A 22,555-nucleotide genomic window follows, 5' to 3' on the forward strand; every position below is an offset into this window, starting at 1 on the left:
TAGCCACTTAGCCCCGGTTGCAGCGATACCCTGCAGCAACGAGGTTACGAGGCAGCGAAGCGTATAAGCGGAAAACGGGAGGATGCTGATTGTTTTGTACAAGCTTTGCGCTCCAATTTTGTAAATATATTTTCAATATCAGTTTATCTCAATAATTGTATGGGGTATTAATCGTTTTATTTGGACGACTGTACCTCATTTACCTATCTTTATCTTGAAGCATCAAACATTAAAAACAGCTACATTATGGAAGCCTCATTGAGCGAGCAGCGACTAAATTTTTTAAGACAATCAACTGGCAAGGTAATTACTGATTCACCTTCAAACTTCATGAACTGGCTGGCACCAGTTTTAATTAAAGCAGAATATGGGATTTTGGTGTGCCAATATACGATCCGAAAAGAAATGACCAATCCATATCAGATTTTGCATGGCGGTGTAACCGCAGGTATTATTGATGATCTGATTGGTGCAACGGTTTTTACGATGGGATTAAACGATCGGTATACCACTGTAAATAATTACATCGACTATTTTGCAACGGCAAGTGAGGGCGACGAAGTGGTTGCAGAAACGTCAATCGTGAAAAGAGGACGTACGATTCTAAATCTGCAATGTGAACTATCTTTGCCTTCAAAAAAACGGTTGATTGCGAAAGGTTATTCGAACATGTTAAACATAGGTTAAATTAAGTTACAACGCTTAAGAATAAGTTGTTAATTCCTTTATGTTAACAAAACATTCTCATCTAGATTTTGTTGTAAATTAACCTAAAATATAATGAGCCATGTTAGAAAATTATTCCACTCTGCAGTTTAACGTGAGAGGCAAAATTTTTAAGGGATTTTGCATGCGTATTCAAGATGATTTTCATGAAACTTATGCTGTAATTTTAGACGGTTACCATTCTTTCTGTATCTGGTTAGATAATAAGTCGGAAAAATGGTGTGCTTCGAAAAATGCGGTGATTGATCCAGACGCGATTGATGAAATTATCAATAGAATATCTCCCCAAACTCCCTGCTAGTATTGCATAATAAACATTTGAGGCATAACGCTTCTGTTTATTTTAAGATATTAACATCCCTGTCAGATGAATTTCTGGCAGGGATTTTTTTTAGTATTTTTCTATGTTGTCATGCTGAATGCAATGAAGAAGCTTTATCAAAAGCTAAACCTGAAAGCTATAATCCGATAGCGAAGCCAATGTTGGATGTCGTCGACAGGTAATAATTCGGTCCCGTAAATCATGACTTGAGCACCAATTCACCAATGACTAATGACCAATTCACTAATGACCAATGACCAATGACCAATGACCAATAACCAATGACTAATGACCAATTCACTAATAACCAATTCACCCAAACTAAGCAAAAAACATATAACTGAGTGCAATTGCCGTACAAACGCCAACCAGATCAGCCAGTAACATCGAGCCTATGGCATAACGCGTATTTTTTATTCCAACAGCGCCAAAGTAAACCGCTACCACATAAAAGGTCGTATCTGAAGCGCCCTGAAAAACTCCCGAAAGCTTACTGGCAAATGAATCAGGTCCGCTTGAAATCATTGTACTCACCATCATCCCACGGGCCGCACCGCCACTTAAAGGCCTGATTAACGCTGTAGGCAGGGCGTCGACAAATTTGGTGTCGGCTCCAAAGAATACGAACAAACTTTTAATCCCACTCATTACCACATCAAAAGTTCCGCTGGTTCTCAGCATGCTTACGGCTACCAAAATACCCACCAGGTAAGGGATAATTTTCAGTGCCGTTTCAAATCCACCCTTAGCGCCATCAATAAAAGCATCAAAAACATCTATTTTTTTATACAGGGCACCCAATACAATCAATAAAAAAATCAGTAAAATTATACCTCCGCTCAATAAGCCGGAAAATGATTTTATACTTTCTGCATTTAACTTGCTTACATACCAAACCAGCAAACCTATTATAGCTGATATACCAAGTACCCAGGTAATGATAACAGGTTGAAGTAAATTTATCTTCTGCCTAAAAGATACAATAAGCATTGCAGCCATGGTACCTACAAAGGTTACAATTAAACAGGGGATAAAAATATCGGTAGGGTCTTGCGCATTTTGGGTAGACCTGATGGCAATTACACTGACCGGAATTAAACATAAACCGGCGGCGTGCAGGCATAAAAACATAATCTGCGAGTTGCTGGCCACTTCCTTATTGGGATTCAGCTCCTGCAAACTTTCCATGGCCTTTATACCGAACGGTGTGGCTGCATTATCTAAGCCTAACAAATTGGCAGAGAAATTCATGATCATATGCCCCATAGAAGGGTGTCCTTTCGGAATCTCCGGAAAAAGTTTCGAAAAAAAAGGACCTATAATTCTGGATAATAAACGGATGCCGCCTGCCTTTTCAGCAATGCTCATTAATCCCATAAATAAAGCTAATGTTCCTACTAGTTTAATGCAAAGGTCTACCGCAATCCAGCAGGTTTCGATAATGCCATCTAATTTTAAAGGATTTAAAGGGTCGGATGATTTGCCGATTACCATCCAATTAAATATATCGCTGTGTCCGAAGAAGAAACATTTAATACTCGCTACAACAATAGCTATAATAATAAATGCCGACCAGATTCTGCTTAATGCCATTAGGATTGTTTAGTTTTATTTGATGCGTGAAAATAGTTTTTTTAAGCTGAAATTCATAAGAATCGTTGTTCTATTTACGATCTTCATGCTGAACTTGTTTCCAGCATCTTCTCGCTGAATAGATCCTGAAATAAATCCGATAGGAGTTATCGGATCAGGGTGACGATTACCAGTATACATCAGACCGATTCATCATACCCCTAAACAGAAAATCCATGGTAAATAATAAATATACTATCAACCATGGACTTTGGTCTTCTAATCTAGGATTAATAACTAAGGTTTATCATCTGTTAACTCAAAACCCCATGTTTTTCCTTTTTCGGTAGCCGGAATTCCAATTGTCATCCAGGCCGGAGCTTTGGTGCCTTTTAAATAATAATCGAAAAATTGTTGTTCACGGATCTGAATATCTTTCCGGTTCTGGCGTTGAACCAGGTTATGCGCTTCACCATTATAGTTTAGCATCCAAACTGGTTTACCTAAACGGCGCAAGGCGGTGAACATTTCGATGCCCTGGTACCATGGCACTGCACCGTCTGCATCATTAGCCATAATTACAACCGGGGTATTTACCTTTGGTAGCATAAACAATGGAGAATTTTCGATATATAACTCTGGTTTTTCCCAAAGGGTTGCACCAATGCGGCTTTGTGTTTTTTCATACTGGAACTGACGGTTCATACCGGTTTCCCAACGGATACCACCATAAGCAGAAGTCATGTTCACTACAGGTGCACCTGCCCAGGCAGCAGCATACATATTGTTTTGCGTAATGAGGTAAGCCACCTGGTAACCGCCCCAGCTTTGACCTTGAATACCAATTTTGCTGCCATCTACCCAACTGTTTTTCTTCAGGCTTTCTACACCTGAATTGATGAACTCAACAGCCGATTTTCCCGGGTGTCCGGTTTCATAGCTAATATCTGGTGCAAACACCAGGTAGCCGTTACTTACAAAGTAGGAAATATTTAAGCGGGATGGGGTAGGTGCTGGTGCTTGGTAAGTGTATAAACCATCCGTTAATTTTTCGTAGAAATAAGCAATCATCGGATATTTTTTATTTGGATCGAAATTTTCCGGTTTGTACAAAATCCCTTCAGCTTTATAACCTTTCGGTGTAGTCCACTTCACCAATTCTGCAGTACCCCAATTGTAGTTTTTTTGTTGCGGATTGGTATTACTCAATTTGGTTTCCGTTTTGAAATCAGTAGTGATGTAAACATTTGGCGATTCTACATAATTGGCTTTATCGTAGATGTAAACATCAGCATCTTTAGCTTTTGTAAGGCCGGAATATTTAAATTTTGCCATTACAACTGGTTCAGGTGCTTTAGCAGTGCCTACGTTAGTGCGGTAAAAGCCGTTTTCTTTGGTCAGATTATTAAAGGCAGATAACCAAACCAATTCATTTGCTTTAACAAACTTACTGGCATTTCTTTCTGTTCTGTCTGTCCGTACGTTCTCGTAACGGAAGGTGATGTTGTTTGCTCTTCCAAAGCCTGCAGTGATATTTTTCGGTGCCGATTTTCCATCTGGCGAAAACGACCATATATCATATTTATCGTTAATCAGGACCGCTTTATCGCCCTCGGTCCAGGTGGCTAAACCATAAGCAGAAGGAAGGTCTGGTACATCGTTTTCTTCATCAACAAATTTTTCAGTTAAGCCTGCGGTTAAAACGGTAACCTTTCCGCTGGCTACCTGATAAGTGTTCCAGCTGCCTAGTTTCCGATCGAAGTAAAGGATGTAATTCCCCCCGGGTGATGCCAAAGCGTAACCGTTAAGGTTTTCGATAATTTTCTTTCTCTGGCCGTTTTTGGTGTCAACCAGGTAATAATCTTTTGAAGTTGAACCGCTCCATTGCGATTCGATCCGCCTGCCATAATCGGTAGAAGCCAAAACCTGCGCTGCATCACCTTCAGCGATGATACTGGCATCAGGTAGTTTTACATCGGTTAGCGGAATTACTTTTGGATCACTGCTGTAAACATCAATAACCGATAAATAACTTTTTTTGCTGTCCCTTTCTGCATTTTTAAGCTGCATCGGTTGCAAATAATCATCTTTGTAATTCCACACATCAACTTTAGCCACTTCAAAATCTACTATTGTAGTGTCTTTTGGTTTTTTAACAGGCGATATGCCAAAATATAACTTTTTCCCATCTTTGCTGAAAGCAATTTTGCCATCACCATTAACCGACCATTTCGCTGGTAGTCCGGGCATATCAAAATCAACCAGGATCTGCGCCGTGTCAAGTGTTAAAGAGCTATAATAAATATTGTAGTCTTTTATTTCCTTTTTTTCCGGACTTTGTTCACCTACAAATGCCACGTGTTCGCTTTCTTCATCAAAAGTGAAATTCTTAAAACTTCCTTTACCTTTAATCAGCGTTTTTAATGTACCTTTTTCGGTGTTAAGCAAGAATACGCCCTGTGGAGCCGTTTTGTCTTTTTTAGATCCACTGCAGGCAAAAACCAATTGTTTGCCATCTTTGCTGAAGTGGTAATCAGTAACATACTTATAGGTCTTGTCAGTTCCTGTTGTAAGGTTTTTTACCACCAGATCTGTTCCTTCTTCGGTTTTACCTTTTCCGGCAGGTTCATCATCAGCAAAATCAGTTTCTCCATCTTTTTTTTCAACAGGTTTCATGGCTTTTTGCGCAGTATCTGGTTTTTCAGTTAAATAGGCCAATACACCAGTGCCTTCTTCCGGGAATTTGAAAGATTTTACCCTGGGTACTTTTGTTACCGCATTATTGGTAAGATTGGCAATCCCTAATGAATCTTTTGGTAATTCGTCTGACTTTTTCTTTTTGATTTTGGCCTGACGCAGCTCTTTATTTAGCGGACGAATGTTGAAAGCCGCAAATTTAGAATCATTGCTAAATTGCGCATTCATCCCTCTGGGAACATTTATTTTGATATTTGTTTTAATATTGGCAAGGTATAACTGCGCATCTCCTTCCTGCTGTAAGATGCTGTACATCGCCCATTGGCCATTATTTGATAATTGCTTTGTGCCTATTGATTCCCAGGTATCGTACACCGAATGATCCAAAGGTTTCTTTTGTGCGTAGGCAAAGCTGACAACGAAAAACAGAATAACAGTTAGTCTCTTTTGCATTTTAAATTAATTAGTTTGTTGATTTAATCTTCTAAAATTGGAAAATTTTAGCTTATTCTGAAACTTGTATATCAAATATTACAATTTAAAGCATTATTTGGAAAGGCAGAGGTTAAAGGGTAGAAGATTAGGCGGTGTGGGCACAAGCGCCTAATGCCATGCACTTATCGCTCAGCCCAAAACAGAAATCCCCGATTACTCAAAAGTAACCGGGGATTTCTATTTTGGAATAAAACAAGATTATTTCTTGGTTTGTTGCTGTTGCTGCTGACGCATGTAGTCATCTAAACGCTGTTGGAATTTAGATTTTTTCTTTTTCTCATCAACTGGCCTGGCTTTGTTCTGCTGGATTAAAGCATGGATTTTTTCATCATCAACCATTTTGCGGATCAGGAACTGCTGTCCGAAAGTCATTAAGTTGGCTAAGAAATAATAATAGTTTAATCCGGCCGGGTAGCTGTTTAACACGCCTAAGAAAATGATTGGCATGATGTAACCGATATATTTCATCTGGCCCGTAGCACCAGAAACCTGGTTGTTGAAATACGTCATGATCAGCGTTGATACCGTCATCAATACACACATTAAGCTTAAGTGATCACCAATGAAAGGGATTTTTACACCAAATTTGATAAACTCATCATAGGTTGATAAATCTTTCATCCAAAGGAAACTCTCACCTCTTAACTCAAACAGGTTAGGGAAGAAGAAGAAAAACGCCATTACCAAAGGCAACTGTAGTACCATTGGCAAACAACCGCCAAGTGGGTTTACACCTGCTTTTTTGTACAGTTTTAAATACTCCTGCTGAACCAATGTTGGGTTATCTTCACCTACTTTAGCTTTAATTTCATCCATTTCTGGTTTCAATACCCTCATTTTAGCCATTGAAAGGTATGACTTGTAGGTAAGCGGCGATAAGGCCACTTTTAATAAAATAGTCAGTACCAGGATGATTAAACCGTAGTTCCAGCCAAAGCTGTTTAAGAAATTAAATACTGGTAATACAATAAAGCGGTTAATGTATTTTAAAGGCCAGTACCCCATATCAACCTGCTGTTCCAGATCGTATCCCTGTGCTTTTAGCGCAGAGAATTTGTTGGTACCAAAATAAAACTCCATTTCATAAACCTGGTTTGCACTATGCGTATATGGCAGTTGCATATTGGCATCGTAGAATTTTACCTGGCCTGGAGCGGTTGGAATTTTAACCTCTAAACTTCCTTTTTCGAAAGCTTGTTTGGCTATTAATGATGCCGAGAAAAAGTGCTGTTTGAAAGAGAACCACTGGATTTTACCTTTTGATAATTCTTCTTTTTCATCTTTAGAAACACTTAAGTGGTTTACATCGCCATCTAAATATTTATAATATGGTGCAGAATAACGGTGTTCGCTTTCGATGGATTTTTCTTGTTGCAGTAAAGTAGTCTGCCAGTTTAAACCGATGCTATTTCCAGCAATTACCTGCTGTAAGCCAACCAGATTAATGTTAAAAGCAACTTTGTTACTTAATGCTTTTAAATCGTAAACATACTCTACATAAGCATTTGCACCATAATTGGCGCGCATGGTAACCGTACTGCCGGTTTTAGTTGGTGTAAAGTATAAATCGTTAGTATTGATTACCTTACCGGCAGCGTTAAGATTTAAACCAAATTTATTCTGGTTACCATCAAATAAAATAACCGGTTTGCCGGTAAAGGTTTTCTGTCCTTTAACTTCAACTGAGGTAATTTTACCACCTTTATTACTTAAAGTAATTAATAAATTTTCGTTTTCCAGCACAGTGTTGGCTTCCGTGCCGTTTAAGGCCGTTCCAAAAGGACCTTTTAAAGCTGCAGAATCTACTGCAGGGTTAGTCAGTGCAGCTGTTTTAGTGGTGTCTTTTTGTGCAGGTGCGATACCGGCTTTTTTCAAAGAATCTAAACGCTCTGTTTCTTTGGCTTTTTTTATTTCGGCCTCGTTCGGCTTCAAAAAGTAGAATGATCCTGCCAAAATGATCATAATCAGGAACAGTCCTGTAAAGGTATTTCTATCCATTATTTATGTATGTACTGCTTTTAATTCGTTTTCTTTTTTGCAAACTCCATTGCAGCGGCGACAAATTTAACAAAAAGTGGGTGAGGATTAGCAACTGTTGATTTTAATTCTGGGTGAAACTGTCCGCCAACGAAAAACGGATGGTTTTTAAGCTCTACAATTTCAACTAAATTGGTTTGTGGATTAATGCCGGATGCCGTCATACCCGCATCTTCATACTGCTTTAAGTAAGCATTATTAAATTCGTAACGGTGACGATGGCGCTCGTTGATATGTGATTTGCCGTAAATAGAATAAGCTTTTGTACCTTTTTTGATATCGCAAGGGTACGAGCCTAAACGCATGGTACCACCTTTATTGGTTACTTTTTTCTGCTCTTCCATCATATTGATAACCGGATTTGCCGAATTTTCTTCTATTTCGGTAGTATGTGCATCTTTCAAGCCTAAAACATTACGCCCAAATTCGATAACGGCACATTGCATACCTAAACAGATTCCAAAGAAAGGTACATTATTTTCACGAACGTATTTTATGGCATCGATTTTACCTTCTATACCGCGGCTACCAAAACCAGGCGCCACTAAAACGCCTTGTAAATGACCCAGTTTTTCTTTTACGTTATCAGGGAAAATACCCTCAGAGTGAATATATTCTACCCTGACTTTACATTCATTTTTCGAACCTGCGTGTACAAAAGATTCGATAATTGATTTGTATGCATCCGGTAGCTCTACATATTTACCAATCAAGCCGATTTTTACCTCAGCAGTCGGGTTTTTTAAACGGCCAAGGAAATCTTTCCAGCTTTCCATATCCGGATCGTTTTTTGTCGGCAGTTTTAATTTCGATAAAACCGTTTTATCCAGTTGTTCTTTTAACATCAGTAAAGGCACATCGTAAATGGTAGATGCATCCATTGATTCGATTACGGCATTGATGTTAACGTTACAGAACAAGGCTATTTTTTTTCTCAGGTCAGCACTCAAGTGGTGCTCGGTACGGCAAACCAAAATATCTGGTTGTATACCATACTCCAGTAATGCTTTAACGGAGTGTTGGGTTGGCTTTGTTTTTAACTCACCTGCAGCAGCCAGATAAGGAACCAGGGTTAAGTGGATTACAATGGCATTGCTACTGCCTTCTTCCCATTTAAACTGACGAACAGCTTCGATAAATGGCAAAGATTCGATATCACCAACTGTACCACCCAGCTCAGTAATCACAATATCGTATTCGCCACTTTCGCCCAGAATACGCATGTTGCGTTTTATCTCATCGGTAATATGCGGAACAACCTGTACCGTTTTGCCCAGGTATTCACCTTTGCGTTCTTTACTGATTACATTTTGGTAGATGCGGCCGGTAGTGATGTTATTGGCCTGTGAAGTCGGAACGTTAAGAAAACGTTCGTAATGACCAAGATCCAGATCGGTTTCGGCACCATCTTCTGTCACAAAGCATTCGCCATGTTCGTATGGATTCAATGTTCCTGGATCGATATTAATGTACGGATCGAATTTCTGAATGGTTACACGGTAGCCACGTGCCTGTAAAAGTTTAGCTAAAGATGCGGAAATGATGCCCTTACCTAAAGAGGAAGTTACACCGCCCGTAACAAAAATATACTTTGTCATGATTGATAATTTGTGATATCAAGCAGGCTTTTGAGGCCTGCTTAATTGTTTTTGTACGGGATACAAAGGTAAGAAAAAAAAATACGGCTTTTAGGCTGTGATTAGAATATTTTTTGTAGCTATTATCTGTTTGATATTGAAAGTTTTAACAAAAAATGCTGATTTAAAGAAATAATGAATAAAGTTCCTTTTTAATATCTTCTATCTTTCTCGGGTTCTTTTTATCATCATAACGGGTATAAAGATCAATCAGTTTTTTTAAATCTTTTTCCGAATCGGTTTTCTTTCCTTTTGTTGGCGGACTGATGTTTAAGATGGGAACGTTTTTCGCTTCTATCCTGGTGGCAAACCAGGTGGTATTGTAACGTGGTATGGCTAAACCCAATATCATTCCGGGTAAACCGGTAAAACCTTCCGGGCCGCCTTTTAATAAAATTTCATCCGTATAAAAGGCCACTACGGTAACCGTATCATTGATCTTAGCGATAGCTTTTCTGCATTCATAACCGGCAATGTTACGCAGGTCGTGCATAATTTTCCACTTCAGACCCGGGATGGTATCCTTCAGGATAAAATCATCGCCCATAATACTTTTTTTCTTCACACGTTTGCTTTTCGCCAGATCTGTAAACAGTTCATCCGTATTGTCAGAACTGAAGAAGAAGGCATTGTCGCCTAAACTCTCTTTTGGTTTAGCCCGGTAAACCGAGGTGCTGTCATTGAAACTGTATTCCCAGTTGGTGGTGCGGTATTTACCCATTTTCTCTCTGGCCTCATCAGTCAGCCACTGGTTATTGGCGAGTTGTTCTTTAATGTTCACCTTTTTCTCAAAAGTAATTTTCGCACTTCTGATGAATACTGTTTGTGCATGAACCATCTGCAAACATAAAAGTAGACTGAAGATCAGCCAGAACGCAGCTAAATTATTTCTTTTCATTTTTAACAAAATTGCCGTTTAAATTATAAACTACACCTATCAATACATATCTTGGAATAAAGCTGTTAGTGCTTTCTCCTATACTGTTCCCGTTTACATAGCGGTTATAGCCAACCCTTTGGCCCAAGATATCGGAAATTGAAGCCCTGATCTCCATTTCTTCAGCCTTTAGCATCCTTTTAGACAGATAGGCATTCCATATAGCAATGTTTACCGGGCGGGCAAATGATGCATTGGCCGGTTGGTAAGATAAGGATACGGAAGTATTGAATTCCGTACTGTAGGGTAGATTGATGTTCCCTGAAATCTCATGATCATGACGGAAGTTCTTCCCATCATTAACCGTGCCGATAGTAGAACGGCTTTTGGAGAAATTTAGGGAAACATTGTATTCCAGGCTAAACTTATCATGATAGATACTGATCCGTGGTCTTAAGGACATGCTGCTCCGGGTGGTTTTATTTAATTCTTTATTCAGGATAGAAACGTCCTGGTTATAGTTATAATTGAAACCCATATTCGTATTCAGGTGGATCTTGCTGAAACTTTTTCCGATACTACCGCCGGCATAGAGGCTTTTTCCACCATTCAGGTTGACAAAAGTGGTCACAGTTTTGTTAGATTGATCAACTGTGGTGCTGGAAGCTACCGCATTTTGCACAAAATTATAACCCAGATAACTGTAGGCAAAAATTTCAGATTTCTGCTGATAGGTATTGATGTTGAGGTTGAAGTTATTGTTGAATGATGGCCTAAGGTTAGGGTTGCCGATTAATGTGTATAAAGGACTATTCACCTGCCTTAATGGTTGCAGCTGCTCAATATCAGGCTGATTGGTGCTCCCGTTATAACCGGCGGAGATGCTGCCGCTCCGGCCCAGTTTATAACTCAGGCTTGTTTCGGGTGCCCAGTTGATATAGGAGCGGTTCACCTGGCGGTTCCTGTCTACATCGTCCAGGTGGAAAGTGGTTTGAATGGCCTGTGTTCCGCCGCGTAGCGTGAACTTTTTGCCCTTGTACTGCAATACCGCATTCCCTACATTGGAAAAGTTATTGAATTCGAAAAAATTACTTAATGAATCGATTTTCTGGTTACCCAGATCGCGGTTGTAGGTGTACTTTTTGCTGCTGGAGCGGATGGTTTTAAAACTATATCCTGCCTGTAACGAGAGTCTTTTGCTCAGGGGCTCGGTATAAGAAATCCGCGAGGCCAGTGAAGTTTTGCTCGATTGGTCGTCATTCAGGTAGTTTCGGCGATCCGGAGTCAGCATCACACCCGTAGAATCAAATAGATTAGTCTGGTTCAGGCTATTCCGTTCATTATTATTCCGGTTGTTTTCCGGCTGTAGGTCTACCGTTAAAATCCGCCCTTTGGTTTTAAATTTCTTCACATAGCCGATATTACCGTTAAAGGCTTCGCTTTTGCCGTTAGAATCCCCGTTTTCGTTGTTGCTATTTACCATAATACCCCGCCCGTTTTTCGTTTCGCTGTTGCTGAAACTGCCGGACGAACTGTGTTGCTGGCGTGCCCCGAAAGAAATCTTGAGGTTCGATAGCGAATCGAGCTTGAACTCTGTACTTCCACGCAGGCTTTGCCCTGTCGTGCGGTTTTCCTCCCGGCTTGCGCCCTGACTTAAAAAGGTGGTGCCATTTGGAATCAACGATTCATTACGACTGGTGCTTTCGTTAAATGAACTGTTATCCGCTCCTTTGAAGTTCAGTTTCATACCCAGCTTATTGTCCTTCCATTTATTGGAAAAATGCGCACCATAAGTTGTAATATTCGGAATACCGCCCCCAGGCCTGAAATCATCATCATCATTGTTGCCATAGCTGATCATAACAGAACTGCCATCATCACCAACCTCGATCACGTCATATTCATCACCCTTCAGGCGGCTCATGGCATTGTTGGTTTTAGATTCAGTACTGATGTTGTTATTGAAACCGAAAGCGGCCACTTTCAATTTCCCCTTATAAACTCCCGCCATGGCACCTAAGTTGCGGTATTTATTCAGGTCGCTGCTCGCTTCCGTTGTACTGATATAGCCATTTTTAGCATTCTCCTTCAGTTTCACGTTGATTACCTTTTCTTTTGAATCTTCTTCCTTAATGCCCGTCAGCTCCTCGTTTTTACTCTTTTTATCATATACTTCTACTTCGTTTACTGCATTGGCTTTCAGGTATTTTTGGGCGAGAAGCGGATCGTCACCAAAAAATTCTTCGCCATCTACCAGCAAGGTATTTACATCCTTACCACCGGCTTTGATGGCACCGTTTTTATCTACCTCAATTCCAGGTAACCGCCTCAACAGATCCTGTAAGTTGGCATGTGGTTTTACGGCAAAACTATCAGCCTGGTACGTTATCGTATCGCCTTTCATCCTGATGGCCTGTTTTTGTGCCTTAATCGTCACTTCATTCAAAAGGGTGGCTTTATTATCCATTGCAATTGTGCCCAGGTTAAATTTTGATGAATCTGACAATTGGATATCTCTGATATAGTCGGCCATTTTAGGGTAGGTGATGACCAAGGTGTAAGTGCCTTTTTTTAGGTTGGCCAGTTCAAACTCGCCGTTTCCTTTGGCTCTGGCATCCCTGACCAGAACGGAATCCTTACTGTTAATGAGCAGTATTGAACTGTTTGAAAGATTTCTTTTTTCTACAGTATCGACTACAATACCTTTAATATTGGCTTTTTGAGCTAAGGCAGGGAGAAATAGTACCGAAAGTATAAATACGGTGAGGAGATTTTTGAGCATGTACAGAGAAAACGTTGATAAATAGTTGTTTGGCTATGGTGCGTGAAAATACAACTATTTGATTAGTTTAGCTAAAATACTTGCAATATTTTTTTAGGGTGGCCTTTGATAACGGTATTTATTTTCGAATCAATTTTCTGATCAATACAATCTGCCCCAAATGGTAATAACTGTGTTCTATAACAGCTTCTATATTTCGCAGATAGGTACTGTACTTTTCATCTACAAATACCTCATCTAATTTTTCGTCAGGCATTTTTTCCACTTCATCAGCAAAGGCGGCCGCATTGGCTAGCAATTTCTTAACCAGTTGTTTCCATTCAGCTTCAGCATAGATAGGGGGCAGGTCGAAACTATATTGATCTTTAATTTCCAGCAGACCGCCGTTAAATACATTTAGAATGCCTGATAAATAATAATTGATATGATAAGTTAAGTCAGCAATCGTATTTAAGTCACCTACCTGCCGAACGGCATGTTCCCGATTAATGCTTTGTAATTGATCTTTATAATTGGTATTGGCTATCCAATAACCGCTTATGAAAATTTCTCTTAATCGATTTGCAATAAATTCAGGCCTTTTCATTTCTAAATTTCTGAGCTCAGATACTAGCTAGCAGCAATTATAGTAAACCTTTACCTTCTGCTCTTTCTCGCTCCAGGCGATGTAAATGTTGTTTTCTTTTCCTAAACGATATTTAAAGCCATTTAGGCCTGATTTTTTTAACTCTTCATAAAGGGCTTTATCTGGAGTATATTTATCGGGTTTATCCTCCTGCATAACGGCAGGCTCAAGAAAATTTTCATCGCTAAAAAAATCATCGGCGATGGTTTTTAAGAAAACAATCTGGTCTTTCTCCTTTGAAAGATCAATATTTGGATCTGTGCTACCCAATAATTCAGTGCCTTTGATTTTGGTATTGTAAATTTCTTTTCCTTCAGCATTTTTGATCGTAAAATTCAATACCATTTCCTCTGGTTTTCTGCCGGTTAGTTCTATCTTAAAGGTATCGAGTGTTTTTAAATCAGAAAACGATTTGGCTACGCTTTGATTGATATTTTTGAATTCGACGGCACCTGATTCTTTGCCCTGTTTAGATTGACAGGCAGAAAAGACGATGAAGCAGCAAACGATAAAGATCGGTAGTTTTCTCATGTTCCTAAAATACAAATTTTAAGTTTATTACAGTTCAGGCTATTTAAAATAATATCCGGAAGTGAATGATTGTATCGGTATTTCAAATAATTATTTAAATTTGCGTAACTGGTTACGTAATTAATTATTTTTATGGGATTTTTTGATGAAATAGGTAAAGTAGCGATAGGAAGCAGGTTAAGAATGTTGACTGATAAGGTGACTGAAGATGCTGCACAGATTTATAAATTGTATCATATTGATATGCAGCCTAAATGGTTTCCGGTATTTTACGCGTTGACCAGACAGCGGGAAAAAACGATTACCGAACTGGCCAAAGCCATTGGCCATTCTCACCCTTCGGTTAGTAAAATCATCAGTGAAATGCTTAAAAAAGGTTATGTTAAAGAAAATAAGGACAAAACTGATGGACGTAGAAATGTGATAAGTCTTTCTAAAAAAGGAATGAAAATTTCAGCAGCACTAGAGGATCAGCTTATAGATGTGAATGCGGCAATTGAAGAAATATCTGCACAAGCACAACACAAACTTTGGGAAGCAATAGGAGAGTGGGAATTTTTATTGGAACAAAAAAGCTTGTTAAGAAGGGTTACGGAAAAGAAAAAAGAACGCGATGGCGCTAATGTTGAAATTATAGATTACAAATCTGAACACCAGGAGGTTTTCAGGTCGCTAAATGTAGAATGGATTTCGAAGTATTTTACCATGGAAGAATCTGATTATAAAGCTCTGGATGATCCTCAGGGCTATATATTAGATAACGGAGGTTTTATATTGGTTGCGCTTTATGGAGGTGAAGCCTTAGGCGTTTGTGCGCTAATTAAGATGAATGATGGAGAATATGATTTCGAACTTGCTAAAATGGCCGTATCGCCAAAGGCCCAGGGAAAAAATGTAGGATTTCTATTGGCAAAGGCAATTATTGAAAAAGCAAAATCATTAGGTGCAGCTAAAATCTACCTGGAAAGCAATACCATTCTAAAACCGGCCATCAATCTTTACCATAAACTGGGTTTCCAAAAGGTACCAGGTAAGCCTACGCCATACGCGAGATGTAATATACAGATGGAACTTAATTTGAATTAGTTTCACGCCATACTGAATTCATTTCAGTATCGTAATTGTATAAAACCCTGGAATAAATTTAGTGTAACGAAATTTTTAAATGCTGTAATGGTTAGGGTAACTTCAAAGCTTTCAATAACTTATTCAATTTTAGTAAATCCTCTGGTGTATCTATTGCAACGGTTTCTAAATCAGTTGCTTTTGTTTGGATATAAAATCCATTTTCAATCCAGCGTAATTGCTCCAGGCTTTCGGCAATCTCTAAAGAAGAAGGCGGTAATTGGGTGATGGCTTTTAAGGCTTCGGTACGGTAGCCATAAATACCGATATGTTTATAAAACTGGTGCTTTTCTGCCCATACACCTGGTTCGCCATTTCTGATAAAAGGAATCGGGCTACGGCTAAAATACATGGCCCGGCCGTTTACGTCAATTACCACTTTCGGACTGTTCGGGTTATAAATGCTTTCCTGGCTTTGAATCGGTTTAATTAAAGTGGCCAAATCTACCTTATCTGCTACAAAACAGGTGGCCAGCAAATCAATTTGTGCCGGCTCTATAAAAGGTTCATCGCCCTGAATATTAATAACAATGTCAAAACCAGGCATTTTTTCAATTACTTCAGCACACCTGTCGGTTCCGCTTTGGTGGTGAGAAGCCGTAAATGCAAATTCTCCACCAAACCTCGTTACTTCATCCGCAATGCGCTCATCATCAGTAGCAACAATCACTTTTGATAAACTTTTTGCTTTCAAAGCCTGTTCGTATACCCGCTGGATCATTGTTTTTCCGGCTATATCAACCAATGGTTTTCCCGGAAAGCGGGTAGAGGCATAACGGGCAGGGATAATGCCTATCGCTTGTAGGTTTATGTCTGTCATATGCTATGCTGATAGAACCGGTAAAAAACAAAAGTAAAAATCAATACGATAATGATGTAAGAAAGGGGATGGACAACATTAAGCGTCCAGCTCAATATTTTTACACGTTTGGGAACAATTAATCTATGGTCGTTTTTGTTGAAATAGAAAACTCGCCGTTTCCAGTTTTCCGCATTCTCTTCTTCAATATTTTTTTTCATAATTCTCGCACTTACTAATTCCCTTAATTCCCAAATATGGGAAAATAAAGTTAAAATAAGTCTTTAACTTCAGCTTATGTAAATTGATTACGGTAGCTAAAATCTTAAAGATTATTGTCGAAATATAATGTGAAATGCTAAATTGATAATTTGCGGATTTTACAAGTTTCCTTATATGGGAAAACTTAAAATAACCCGTTGATCTCTGCTTCAATCGACTGGATTACCGCACCTAAATCTTCCGGATTGTTGGTAAAGTCTAATTTATCTTTATCTAAAATCAGTAATTTACCCAATTTATATCCTTTAATCCAGGCTTCGTATTTTTCGTTCAGTTTAGACAGGTAGTCAATCCGGATACTCGCTTCGTACTCACGTCCACGGCGTTGTATATTGTTGACTAATGTAGGTACCGATGCACGCAGATATACCAGTAAATCTGGCGGTTTAATAAATGAAGTGATATTATCGAAAATAGCCCTGTAGTTTTCATGGTCGCGGGTAGTCATTAAAGCCATGTCGTGCAGGTTTTCCGCAAAAATATAGGCATCCTCATAAATGGTTCTGTCCTGTATTACATTGCGTTTGTTAACCTCAATATCAGTAATTTGTTGAAAACGGCTGTTCAGGAAATAAATCTGAAGATTAAAACTCCAGCGTTTCATGTCGCTGTAAAAATCTTCCAGGTAAGGGTTATTGTCCACGGCTTCGTACAAAGCTTCCCATCCATAATTCTTGGCCAATAAGCCTGTCAAGGTCGTTTTACCGGCACCTATATTTCCTACAATTGCTATGTGCATCTTTGTTAGATATGAGATATGAGATGTGAGATGTGAGATTTTGAAATAAATAATCTATCTCAAACCTAGCTTCTCACCTCTCAAATCTATTAAAATAATTAAAAACTTTTAAACCCGATTAAACTGCGAACCTCTCTGATGGTTTTTTGTGCGCTTTCACGGGCCTTCAACGCACCATGTTTGGCTACCTGCCTTAAATAAGCATCATCTTTAGCGATATCCTGGATACGCTCACGCATCGGTGCAGTAGCCAATATCATATCTTCTGCCAGTTGTTTTTTGAAATCGCCGTAACGGATCTGCATTTTGCTATATAAATCTTCGAAATGTGCAAGTGTATCAGTACTCGATACCACTTTCATTAAATCAAAAAGATTCTGGATCGGCTCAGGTTTTGGCTGGTTTTCTTCTGTCGGGCCACCATCGCTAACCGCACGCATCACTTTTTTACGGATGGTTTCAGGATCATCAGAAAGGTAAACAGCATTGGCTTCGCCCTCCGATTTGCCCATTTTTCCTTTTCCATCTAAGCCGGGTACCTTAACCAGGTTATCGGTATAGCTAAAAGCATAAGGTTCAGGGAAGTATTCCGTGTGGTATAACCTGTTGAAACGGTTCCCAAAAGTACGGGCCATTTCCAAATGTTGTTCCTGATCTTTCCCAACCGGTACTTTGGTCGCCTTGTGGATTAAAATATCAGCCGCCATTAATACCGGATAGGTTAATAAACCTGCGTTTACATTATCGGGATTGGCACGAACCTTATCTTTAAATGAAGTGCTTCGTTCCAATTCACCCATATAAGCATTCATATTCAGGTATAAATAAAGCTCTGCAACTTCAGGTACATCACTCTGTATATATATGGTGCTAGTTTCCGGATCTATCCCACTGGCCAGGTATTCAACCAAAACATGTTTAATGTTCCCGTGCAAATCTGCCGGAGTAGGGTGTGTAGTTAAGGAATGTAAATCGGCGATAAAAAAGTAGCAGTTGTAGTCGTTCTGCATTTGAACAAAGTTTTTAACTGCGCCATAATAATTACCCAAATGTAATTTTCCTGTTGAGCGAATACCGCTCACCACTGTTTCTTTCATAATGGCACGAAATTAAAAATAAAATGCAAGCAATCCACAAGTCGGCTCGATTTTCATTCCAAGATTTTTTTCAAGACATGATTTATTCATTTAATGAAGACTTTAAATCAACGATAATGCAGAGATTTAACCATACTTTGTTTAGCATCAGCTCCAAATTGAGAAATACGCTAATCTGCTCGCTCTTTTGTAGAAAGCATATACCGGTGATTCATCTTTTAACTGTTAAAACAAACTGGGTAAACTAGGTGGAGCTTGGTTCGCCATTACCGGAATCTTTAAATCTGTCCCTACTGCTTTGTTCAGTTTCTCTGTAAAATAAGCGGAAAATAATGGAGAGGAAAGTTCAACATTTTGATGGACGAAAAAATATAGGTTTTCTAAACCTTGCGCTTTCCAGGCCACAATTCTGTCAATCCAGTCATCTAAACGTTTTTTATCAATTTCATCGTCGTTGGCACCTACAAAACGGATAAAAGCCGTCGGCGTGGTTAACCGCATGTGCAGCATGTCCCTTCGTCCTGAAGTATCAACAATGATGTTGGTTATTCCGTTATCTTCAAAAAGTTTAGCAAATTCATTGGCGATGGCCGGGTTGGTAAACCACTCCGTATTTCTTACCTCAACACCCAAAGGAATAACCTTTGGAAATTCGTTGATCACAATTTTTAACCTTTCAAAATCTTTGGGTTTAAAGTTATCGTGCAATTGAAGAAAAGCCATGCCCAGTTTATCTTCAAAATTACTGATGGCATCGCAATATTGCGCTACCGGCTCTTTAACGTTGATTAGTCTTTTAAAGTGACTGATGGTATTGGTCAGTTTCGGAAAAAACTTAAAATCTGCAGGTGTTTTTTGTGTCCAGGTAATCACCTGTTCGCTGGTTGGCATACCATAAAAGGTAGCGTTAAGCTCAATTGAGTTAAATTGAGTAGCATAATAGGTAAGCTCGTCTTTTGTTCCCTTTGGGTAAAAGCCCTTTAAATCAGCCTTGTTCCATTTCGCACAACCTACATAGGCCTTAAAAGATTGCTTAGGTTTATTTTTAACTAAAATTGCCGCTGTTTCAGGCGCATCAGCCGGAAGGGTATAATCTATTATTGAAGGATCTTCTACTTTACCGAATTGCATTTTTAAAAATATGTTATGTGATACTAATTACGTTAACTTCTTCTGTTTTATTTAAAAGAATTTCTAATGCTGGGTTAATCTTTGGTTCCAGCTTTTGCCAAAACAGTTTGTTTGAACAATTCCCGAATTTGATAAGAATAAGTTTCGGAGGAGCACCAAACCAATCTATTAATTCTTTGAAATCAGAATCCTTGGAGACAATTATGACATTCTTTTTAATTTGAGCCATTCTGAAAATGGTCAAGTCATCTACTGAATGCAAATTTAGGCTGAAAGCAGATTTTGTTTTAAAATTTGTGTATTCTGAAAGCCATTTGGCAATTATGGGAGATATATTGGTGTCGACCCAAATTTCCCAATCATTCATACATTAAGTCCTCATTTACTTTTTGCGCGCTGTATAAAAGAACAGCCCTAATATCTTCCTTTTCTAGGATGGGATGTTCTTCGAGGATTTGTTCCTCACTCATGCCACTTGCTAATAGTTCAAGTATATCAGAAACCGGAAATCTCAATCCACGTATTGTAGGTCTTCCTCCCATCAAACCATCAGTAGCAATGATCCGATCGAATAACTTAATTTGTTCACGTGCCATATTCAAATATAAAAAAAATACCTCAGTAAAAAAACTGAGGTATTTATGTATCTTAATTAATGTTTTGTTTTACACTCGCTAAACAAAATAATCTAGTAGCCTAATATCTTCAATACCTGCTTACTGTTCTGTTCTTCGCCAAAAACTTCAAAGTTAAAACTCTCGTCGCGGTTTCTACGGATCAGTACATGTTTCGGACTTGGTAATAAGCAATGGTGTATACCGCCATATCCGCTCAATACTTCCTGATATGCACCGGTATGGAAGAATCCTAAATATTGTACTTTACGGGTTTTAGGCATAAATACACTGTTCATGTGGGCTTCCTGGTTGTAATAATCCTGTCCATCGCAGGTAATACCACCTAAGTTAACACGTTCGTATTCTGCATCCCAGTTGTTAATCGGTAGCAGGATATATTTTTGGTTTAACGCCCAAACATCAGGCAGGTTGGTGATAAAAGAACCATCCAGCATTAACCAGCGTTCTCGGTCGTTTTGTTGTTTACGACCCAAAACCTTGTACAGAATTCCCGAAGCTTCGGCAACCGTATATTTACCAAATTCGGTGATAATATCTGGTTCCATTACTTCGTGGATGGCACAGATTTCTTTAATCCTTTTTACAATTTCGTTTACCATATACTCGTAATCGAAATCAAAAACCAACGAATCTTTGAATGGCATACCGCCACCAATGTCGAGCGTATCTAAATCAGGATTGATTTTTTTAAATTTGCAGTAAAGGGTCACATATTTTTCCAGTTCGTTCCAGTAATATGGCGAATCAGTAATACCCGAATTGATGAAGAAGTGTAAAAGCTTTACCCGGAAATTTGGATTATGTACAATTTTATTGTTGTAAAAATCAATTACATCTTCCATACGCACGCCTAAGCGCGACGTATAAAACTGCGAATCGGGTTGTTCTTCAGCAGCAATACGGATACCCAGGTTACAAGGGGTATCGATATCTACCTCGTCATCAAAAAGGTTAAATTCCTCTTTGTTGTCTAAAACCGGGATAATATTGGTGTAACCATCATGCAGCATATCAATGATATACTGTTTGTATTGGTAGGTTTTAAACCCGTTGCAGATAATCGTGGTATCTTTAGTTAAGGCACCTTTTTTTTCCAGTGCATCAACCATAGGCATATCAAAAGCAGAAGAAGTTTCGAGGTGAATATTGTTCTTTAAAGCTTCTTCTACAATATGTCTGAAATGCGAGCTTTTAGTACAATAACAGTATTTGTAATCGCCGCGATAGTTGTTTTTTAAAATGGCAGTCTGGAAAAGAATCTTCGCCTGCTGAATTTTCTTACTTACCATGGGTAAGTATGTGAAACGTAGGGGAGTACCGTAAGTTTCAATCATTTCCATCAGGTTTAAATCCTGAAAATATAATTCATCATCTATCACATCAAAGCCTTCCTGCGGAAAGCCAACGCTTAGATCGAGAAATTCTGAGTAACTCTGCATTTACTTTTAAATAATTTTTGCAAAAATGTAATTTTAAATCGAGAATTAAACGCTATTAAAAATATTTTTACTGTGAGGAAACGCTTAGTTTAATTACAAAATTTTAATATAAAATGTTTTTAAAATAATACGTGATTGGTTTTTTGATTAAGTTATTGTAATTCAATTATTTATTTCATTTTATTTGCTTCTTGTTTTTAGGAAAGCAGGTTCCTGTTTTTATAGGTTTGGGTTGGCCCTGCTCTCCACTTTACTCGTTGCACTCGTGCCCGTTCCGATCAGGTTTAGGTGGCGACGACTGTAATAATATTTAGCGGTTCATAGTGAGGTTGCTTTTATGCGAATAATTTTCTGTGTATTTCGAGCTTCCGTGGCAAAAACAAGTACCATGATTTAGAATATGGTTACAACGATGCAATCGTTTTGCTATTATGCACGCGTTTGAAACGCGCGCAAGCAAACGATCTGGTTTTAGCGTCTCGCTAAGACTATCTTTAGATTAAAAGAGATTAATATTTAACAATAATTTGAAAAGCAGGTTCCTGTTTTTATAGGTTTGGGTTGGCCCTGCGCTCCACTTTACTCGTTGCACTCGTGCCCGTTCCGATCAGTATCTATGTAATAAAGTGATCTTAGTTCAAGTGGTCTTAAGCAAGCCACAAATGTTAAATTTAAATAAAGAATAGAACTAAGATCATGACAAATTTAGCAGAAAAATTAGATTTTAGCGGTCATACGATAAGCTGTGGCATCGATGTGCACCTTAAAAGCTGGACAGTTTCACTGTATCTGGGGAGACAATACCTCAAAAGCTTTGTCCAGTCTCCTCCATCAGTTGATGGACTGTGGAATTTTCTTTTAACCAACTATCCTAAAGCTCGTTATGAATGTGCCTACGAAAGTGGTTTCTGTGGATTCTGGATACAGCGTGCTTTTGCGGTTCGTTCAATAAGCTGTATTGCAGTAAATGCTGCAGATGTTCCACGGACCGATAAAGGGACAAA

At 38.8% G+C, this 22,555-nt stretch carries 19 protein-coding genes and 1 pseudogene; 4 read left to right on the forward strand and 16 right to left on the reverse strand.

What is annotated here, in order from left to right; genetic code table 11:
- Nucleotides 1-246: 246 nt before the first annotated feature.
- Both BM107_RS17255 and BM107_RS17260 read left to right on the forward strand, forming a co-directional pair.
- On the forward strand, nt 247-687 hold the full coding sequence (locus BM107_RS17255; protein WP_208864410.1) for a PaaI family thioesterase: 441 nt from the start codon (nt 247-249) through the stop codon (nt 685-687).
- Between the two features lie 100 nt (nt 688-787).
- The gene (locus BM107_RS17260; protein WP_090985610.1) at nt 788-1,027 is read left to right on the forward strand and encodes a hypothetical protein; all 240 of its coding nucleotides are present in this window, start codon (nt 788-790) and stop codon (nt 1,025-1,027) included.
- Nucleotides 1,028-1,369: 342 nt separating this feature from the next.
- Here the strand turns inward: BM107_RS17260 and BM107_RS17265 are convergent, their stop codons facing one another.
- The 8 genes from BM107_RS17265 to BM107_RS17300 form a co-directional block, all read right to left on the reverse strand.
- Nucleotides 1,370-2,641, reverse strand: coding sequence for a nucleoside recognition domain-containing protein (locus BM107_RS17265; RefSeq protein ID WP_090985612.1), 1,272 nt, complete (start codon nt 2,639-2,641; stop codon nt 1,370-1,372).
- 276 nt (nt 2,642-2,917) lie between these two features.
- On the reverse strand, nt 2,918-5,770 hold the full coding sequence (locus tag BM107_RS17270; RefSeq protein ID WP_090985614.1) for a S9 family peptidase: 2,853 nt from the start codon (nt 5,768-5,770) through the stop codon (nt 2,918-2,920).
- A gap of 240 nt (nt 5,771-6,010) precedes the next feature.
- Nucleotides 6,011-7,810 (reverse strand): membrane protein insertase YidC, encoded by a 1,800-nt coding sequence (gene yidC / locus BM107_RS17275; protein ID WP_090985616.1) that lies wholly within the window; start codon nt 7,808-7,810, stop codon nt 6,011-6,013.
- A 20-nt stretch (nt 7,811-7,830) separates the two neighbouring features.
- Nucleotides 7,831-9,447 (reverse strand): CTP synthase, encoded by a 1,617-nt coding sequence (locus BM107_RS17280; protein WP_090985618.1) that lies wholly within the window; start codon nt 9,445-9,447, stop codon nt 7,831-7,833.
- A gap of 163 nt (nt 9,448-9,610) precedes the next feature.
- Nucleotides 9,611-10,384, reverse strand: coding sequence for a GLPGLI family protein (locus BM107_RS17285; RefSeq protein ID WP_090985620.1), 774 nt, complete (start codon nt 10,382-10,384; stop codon nt 9,611-9,613).
- Nucleotides 10,371-13,145: an outer membrane beta-barrel protein gene (locus BM107_RS17290; RefSeq protein WP_090985622.1), complete on the reverse strand. Its 2,775-nt coding sequence runs from the start codon at nt 13,143-13,145 to the stop codon at nt 10,371-10,373. Before BM107_RS17290 ends, BM107_RS17285 begins: the two co-directional genes overlap by 14 nt.
- Before the next feature lie 118 nt (nt 13,146-13,263).
- Nucleotides 13,264-13,731 carry a DinB family protein gene (locus tag BM107_RS17295; RefSeq protein WP_090985625.1) on the reverse strand — a complete coding sequence of 156 codons (468 nt, stop codon included), beginning with the start codon at nt 13,729-13,731 and terminating at the stop codon, nt 13,264-13,266.
- A gap of 27 nt (nt 13,732-13,758) precedes the next feature.
- Nucleotides 13,759-14,301, reverse strand: coding sequence for a hypothetical protein (locus BM107_RS17300; protein ID WP_090985627.1), 543 nt, complete (start codon nt 14,299-14,301; stop codon nt 13,759-13,761).
- Between the two features lie 132 nt (nt 14,302-14,433).
- Here BM107_RS17300 and BM107_RS17305 point away from each other — a divergent pair, with 132 nt between their 5' ends.
- Nucleotides 14,434-15,387: a bifunctional helix-turn-helix transcriptional regulator/GNAT family N-acetyltransferase gene (locus tag BM107_RS17305; protein WP_090985629.1), complete on the forward strand. Its 954-nt coding sequence runs from the start codon at nt 14,434-14,436 to the stop codon at nt 15,385-15,387.
- 91 nt (nt 15,388-15,478) lie between these two features.
- On the opposite strand, the gene kdsB is transcribed toward BM107_RS17305, so the two are convergent.
- From kdsB to BM107_RS17345, 8 genes are all read right to left on the reverse strand, one after another.
- The gene (kdsB, locus tag BM107_RS17310) at nt 15,479-16,246 is read right to left on the reverse strand and encodes a 3-deoxy-manno-octulosonate cytidylyltransferase (RefSeq protein ID WP_090985630.1); all 768 of its coding nucleotides are present in this window, start codon (nt 16,244-16,246) and stop codon (nt 15,479-15,481) included.
- Complete coding sequence (locus BM107_RS17315; protein WP_090985631.1) at nt 16,243-16,446, reverse strand: hypothetical protein; 204 nt, start codon at nt 16,444-16,446, stop codon at nt 16,243-16,245. The genes kdsB and BM107_RS17315 overlap by 4 nt, the downstream gene beginning before the upstream one ends.
- 185 nt (nt 16,447-16,631) lie before the next feature.
- Nucleotides 16,632-17,246 carry a deoxynucleoside kinase gene (locus BM107_RS17320; RefSeq protein ID WP_090985633.1) on the reverse strand — a complete coding sequence of 205 codons (615 nt, stop codon included), beginning with the start codon at nt 17,244-17,246 and terminating at the stop codon, nt 16,632-16,634.
- Nucleotides 17,247-17,344: 98 nt separating this feature from the next.
- Nucleotides 17,345-18,343, reverse strand: coding sequence for a tryptophan--tRNA ligase (trpS, locus tag BM107_RS17325; protein ID WP_090985636.1), 999 nt, complete (start codon nt 18,341-18,343; stop codon nt 17,345-17,347).
- Between the two features lie 225 nt (nt 18,344-18,568).
- On the reverse strand, nt 18,569-19,474 hold the full coding sequence (locus tag BM107_RS17330) for a DUF72 domain-containing protein (RefSeq protein ID WP_090985638.1): 906 nt from the start codon (nt 19,472-19,474) through the stop codon (nt 18,569-18,571).
- Nucleotides 19,475-19,487: 13 nt separating this feature from the next.
- Entirely contained in the window at nt 19,488-19,841 is a 354-nt protein-coding gene (locus BM107_RS17335; protein ID WP_090985640.1) for a DUF5615 family PIN-like protein, read from the reverse strand.
- On the reverse strand, nt 19,834-20,070 hold the full coding sequence (locus BM107_RS17340; RefSeq protein ID WP_090985642.1) for a DUF433 domain-containing protein: 237 nt from the start codon (nt 20,068-20,070) through the stop codon (nt 19,834-19,836). Before BM107_RS17340 ends, BM107_RS17335 begins: the two co-directional genes overlap by 8 nt.
- A gap of 92 nt (nt 20,071-20,162) precedes the next feature.
- A complete protein-coding gene (locus BM107_RS17345) occupies nt 20,163-21,551 on the reverse strand; it encodes an arginine decarboxylase (RefSeq protein WP_090496099.1) in 1,389 nt (462 codons plus the stop codon).
- 696 nt (nt 21,552-22,247) lie between these two features.
- Here BM107_RS17345 and BM107_RS17350 point away from each other — a divergent pair.
- Nucleotides 22,248-22,555, forward strand: a pseudogene (locus tag BM107_RS17350) (IS110 family transposase); the annotation flags it as partial.

It is taken from the genome of Pedobacter suwonensis (genome assembly GCF_900111825.1).
Lineage (GTDB): Bacteria > Bacteroidota > Bacteroidia > Sphingobacteriales > Sphingobacteriaceae > Pedobacter > Pedobacter suwonensis.

Bases quoted from the DNA above. Each gene is read 5' to 3' on its own strand.
- BM107_RS17285 (WP_090985620.1), bottom strand. From the start codon at position 10,384: ATGAAAAGAAATAATTTAGCTGCGTTCTGGCTGATCTTCAGTCTACTT.
- BM107_RS17345 (WP_090496099.1), bottom strand. From the start codon at position 21,551: ATGCAGAGTTACTCAGAATTTCTCGATCTAAGCGTTGGCTTTCCGCAG.
- BM107_RS17290 (WP_090985622.1), bottom strand. From the start codon at position 13,145: ATGCTCAAAAATCTCCTCACCGTATTTATACTTTCGGTACTATTTCTC.
- BM107_RS17280 (WP_090985618.1), bottom strand. From the start codon at position 9,447: ATGACAAAGTATATTTTTGTTACGGGCGGTGTAACTTCCTCTTTAGGT.
- kdsB (WP_090985630.1), bottom strand. From the start codon at position 16,246: ATGACAGACATAAACCTACAAGCGATAGGCATTATCCCTGCCCGTTAT.
- BM107_RS17320 (WP_090985633.1), bottom strand. From the start codon at position 17,246: ATGCACATAGCAATTGTAGGAAATATAGGTGCCGGTAAAACGACCTTG.
- BM107_RS17305 (WP_090985629.1), top strand. From the start codon at position 14,434: ATGGGATTTTTTGATGAAATAGGTAAAGTAGCGATAGGAAGCAGGTTA.
- BM107_RS17340 (WP_090985642.1), bottom strand. From the start codon at position 20,070: ATGGCACGTGAACAAATTAAGTTATTCGATCGGATCATTGCTACTGAT.
- BM107_RS17270 (WP_090985614.1), bottom strand. From the start codon at position 5,770: ATGCAAAAGAGACTAACTGTTATTCTGTTTTTCGTTGTCAGCTTTGCC.
- BM107_RS17295 (WP_090985625.1), bottom strand. From the start codon at position 13,731: ATGAAAAGGCCTGAATTTATTGCAAATCGATTAAGAGAAATTTTCATA.
- BM107_RS17260 (WP_090985610.1), top strand. From the start codon at position 788: ATGTTAGAAAATTATTCCACTCTGCAGTTTAACGTGAGAGGCAAAATT.
- BM107_RS17265 (WP_090985612.1), bottom strand. From the start codon at position 2,641: ATGGCATTAAGCAGAATCTGGTCGGCATTTATTATTATAGCTATTGTT.
- BM107_RS17300 (WP_090985627.1), bottom strand. From the start codon at position 14,301: ATGAGAAAACTACCGATCTTTATCGTTTGCTGCTTCATCGTCTTTTCT.
- BM107_RS17255 (WP_208864410.1), top strand. From the start codon at position 247: ATGGAAGCCTCATTGAGCGAGCAGCGACTAAATTTTTTAAGACAATCA.
- BM107_RS17330 (WP_090985638.1), bottom strand. From the start codon at position 19,474: ATGCAATTCGGTAAAGTAGAAGATCCTTCAATAATAGATTATACCCTT.
- BM107_RS17335 (WP_090985640.1), bottom strand. From the start codon at position 19,841: ATGAATGATTGGGAAATTTGGGTCGACACCAATATATCTCCCATAATT.
- yidC (WP_090985616.1), bottom strand. From the start codon at position 7,810: ATGGATAGAAATACCTTTACAGGACTGTTCCTGATTATGATCATTTTG.
- BM107_RS17315 (WP_090985631.1), bottom strand. From the start codon at position 16,446: ATGAAAAAAAATATTGAAGAAGAGAATGCGGAAAACTGGAAACGGCGA.
- trpS (WP_090985636.1), bottom strand. From the start codon at position 18,343: ATGAAAGAAACAGTGGTGAGCGGTATTCGCTCAACAGGAAAATTACAT.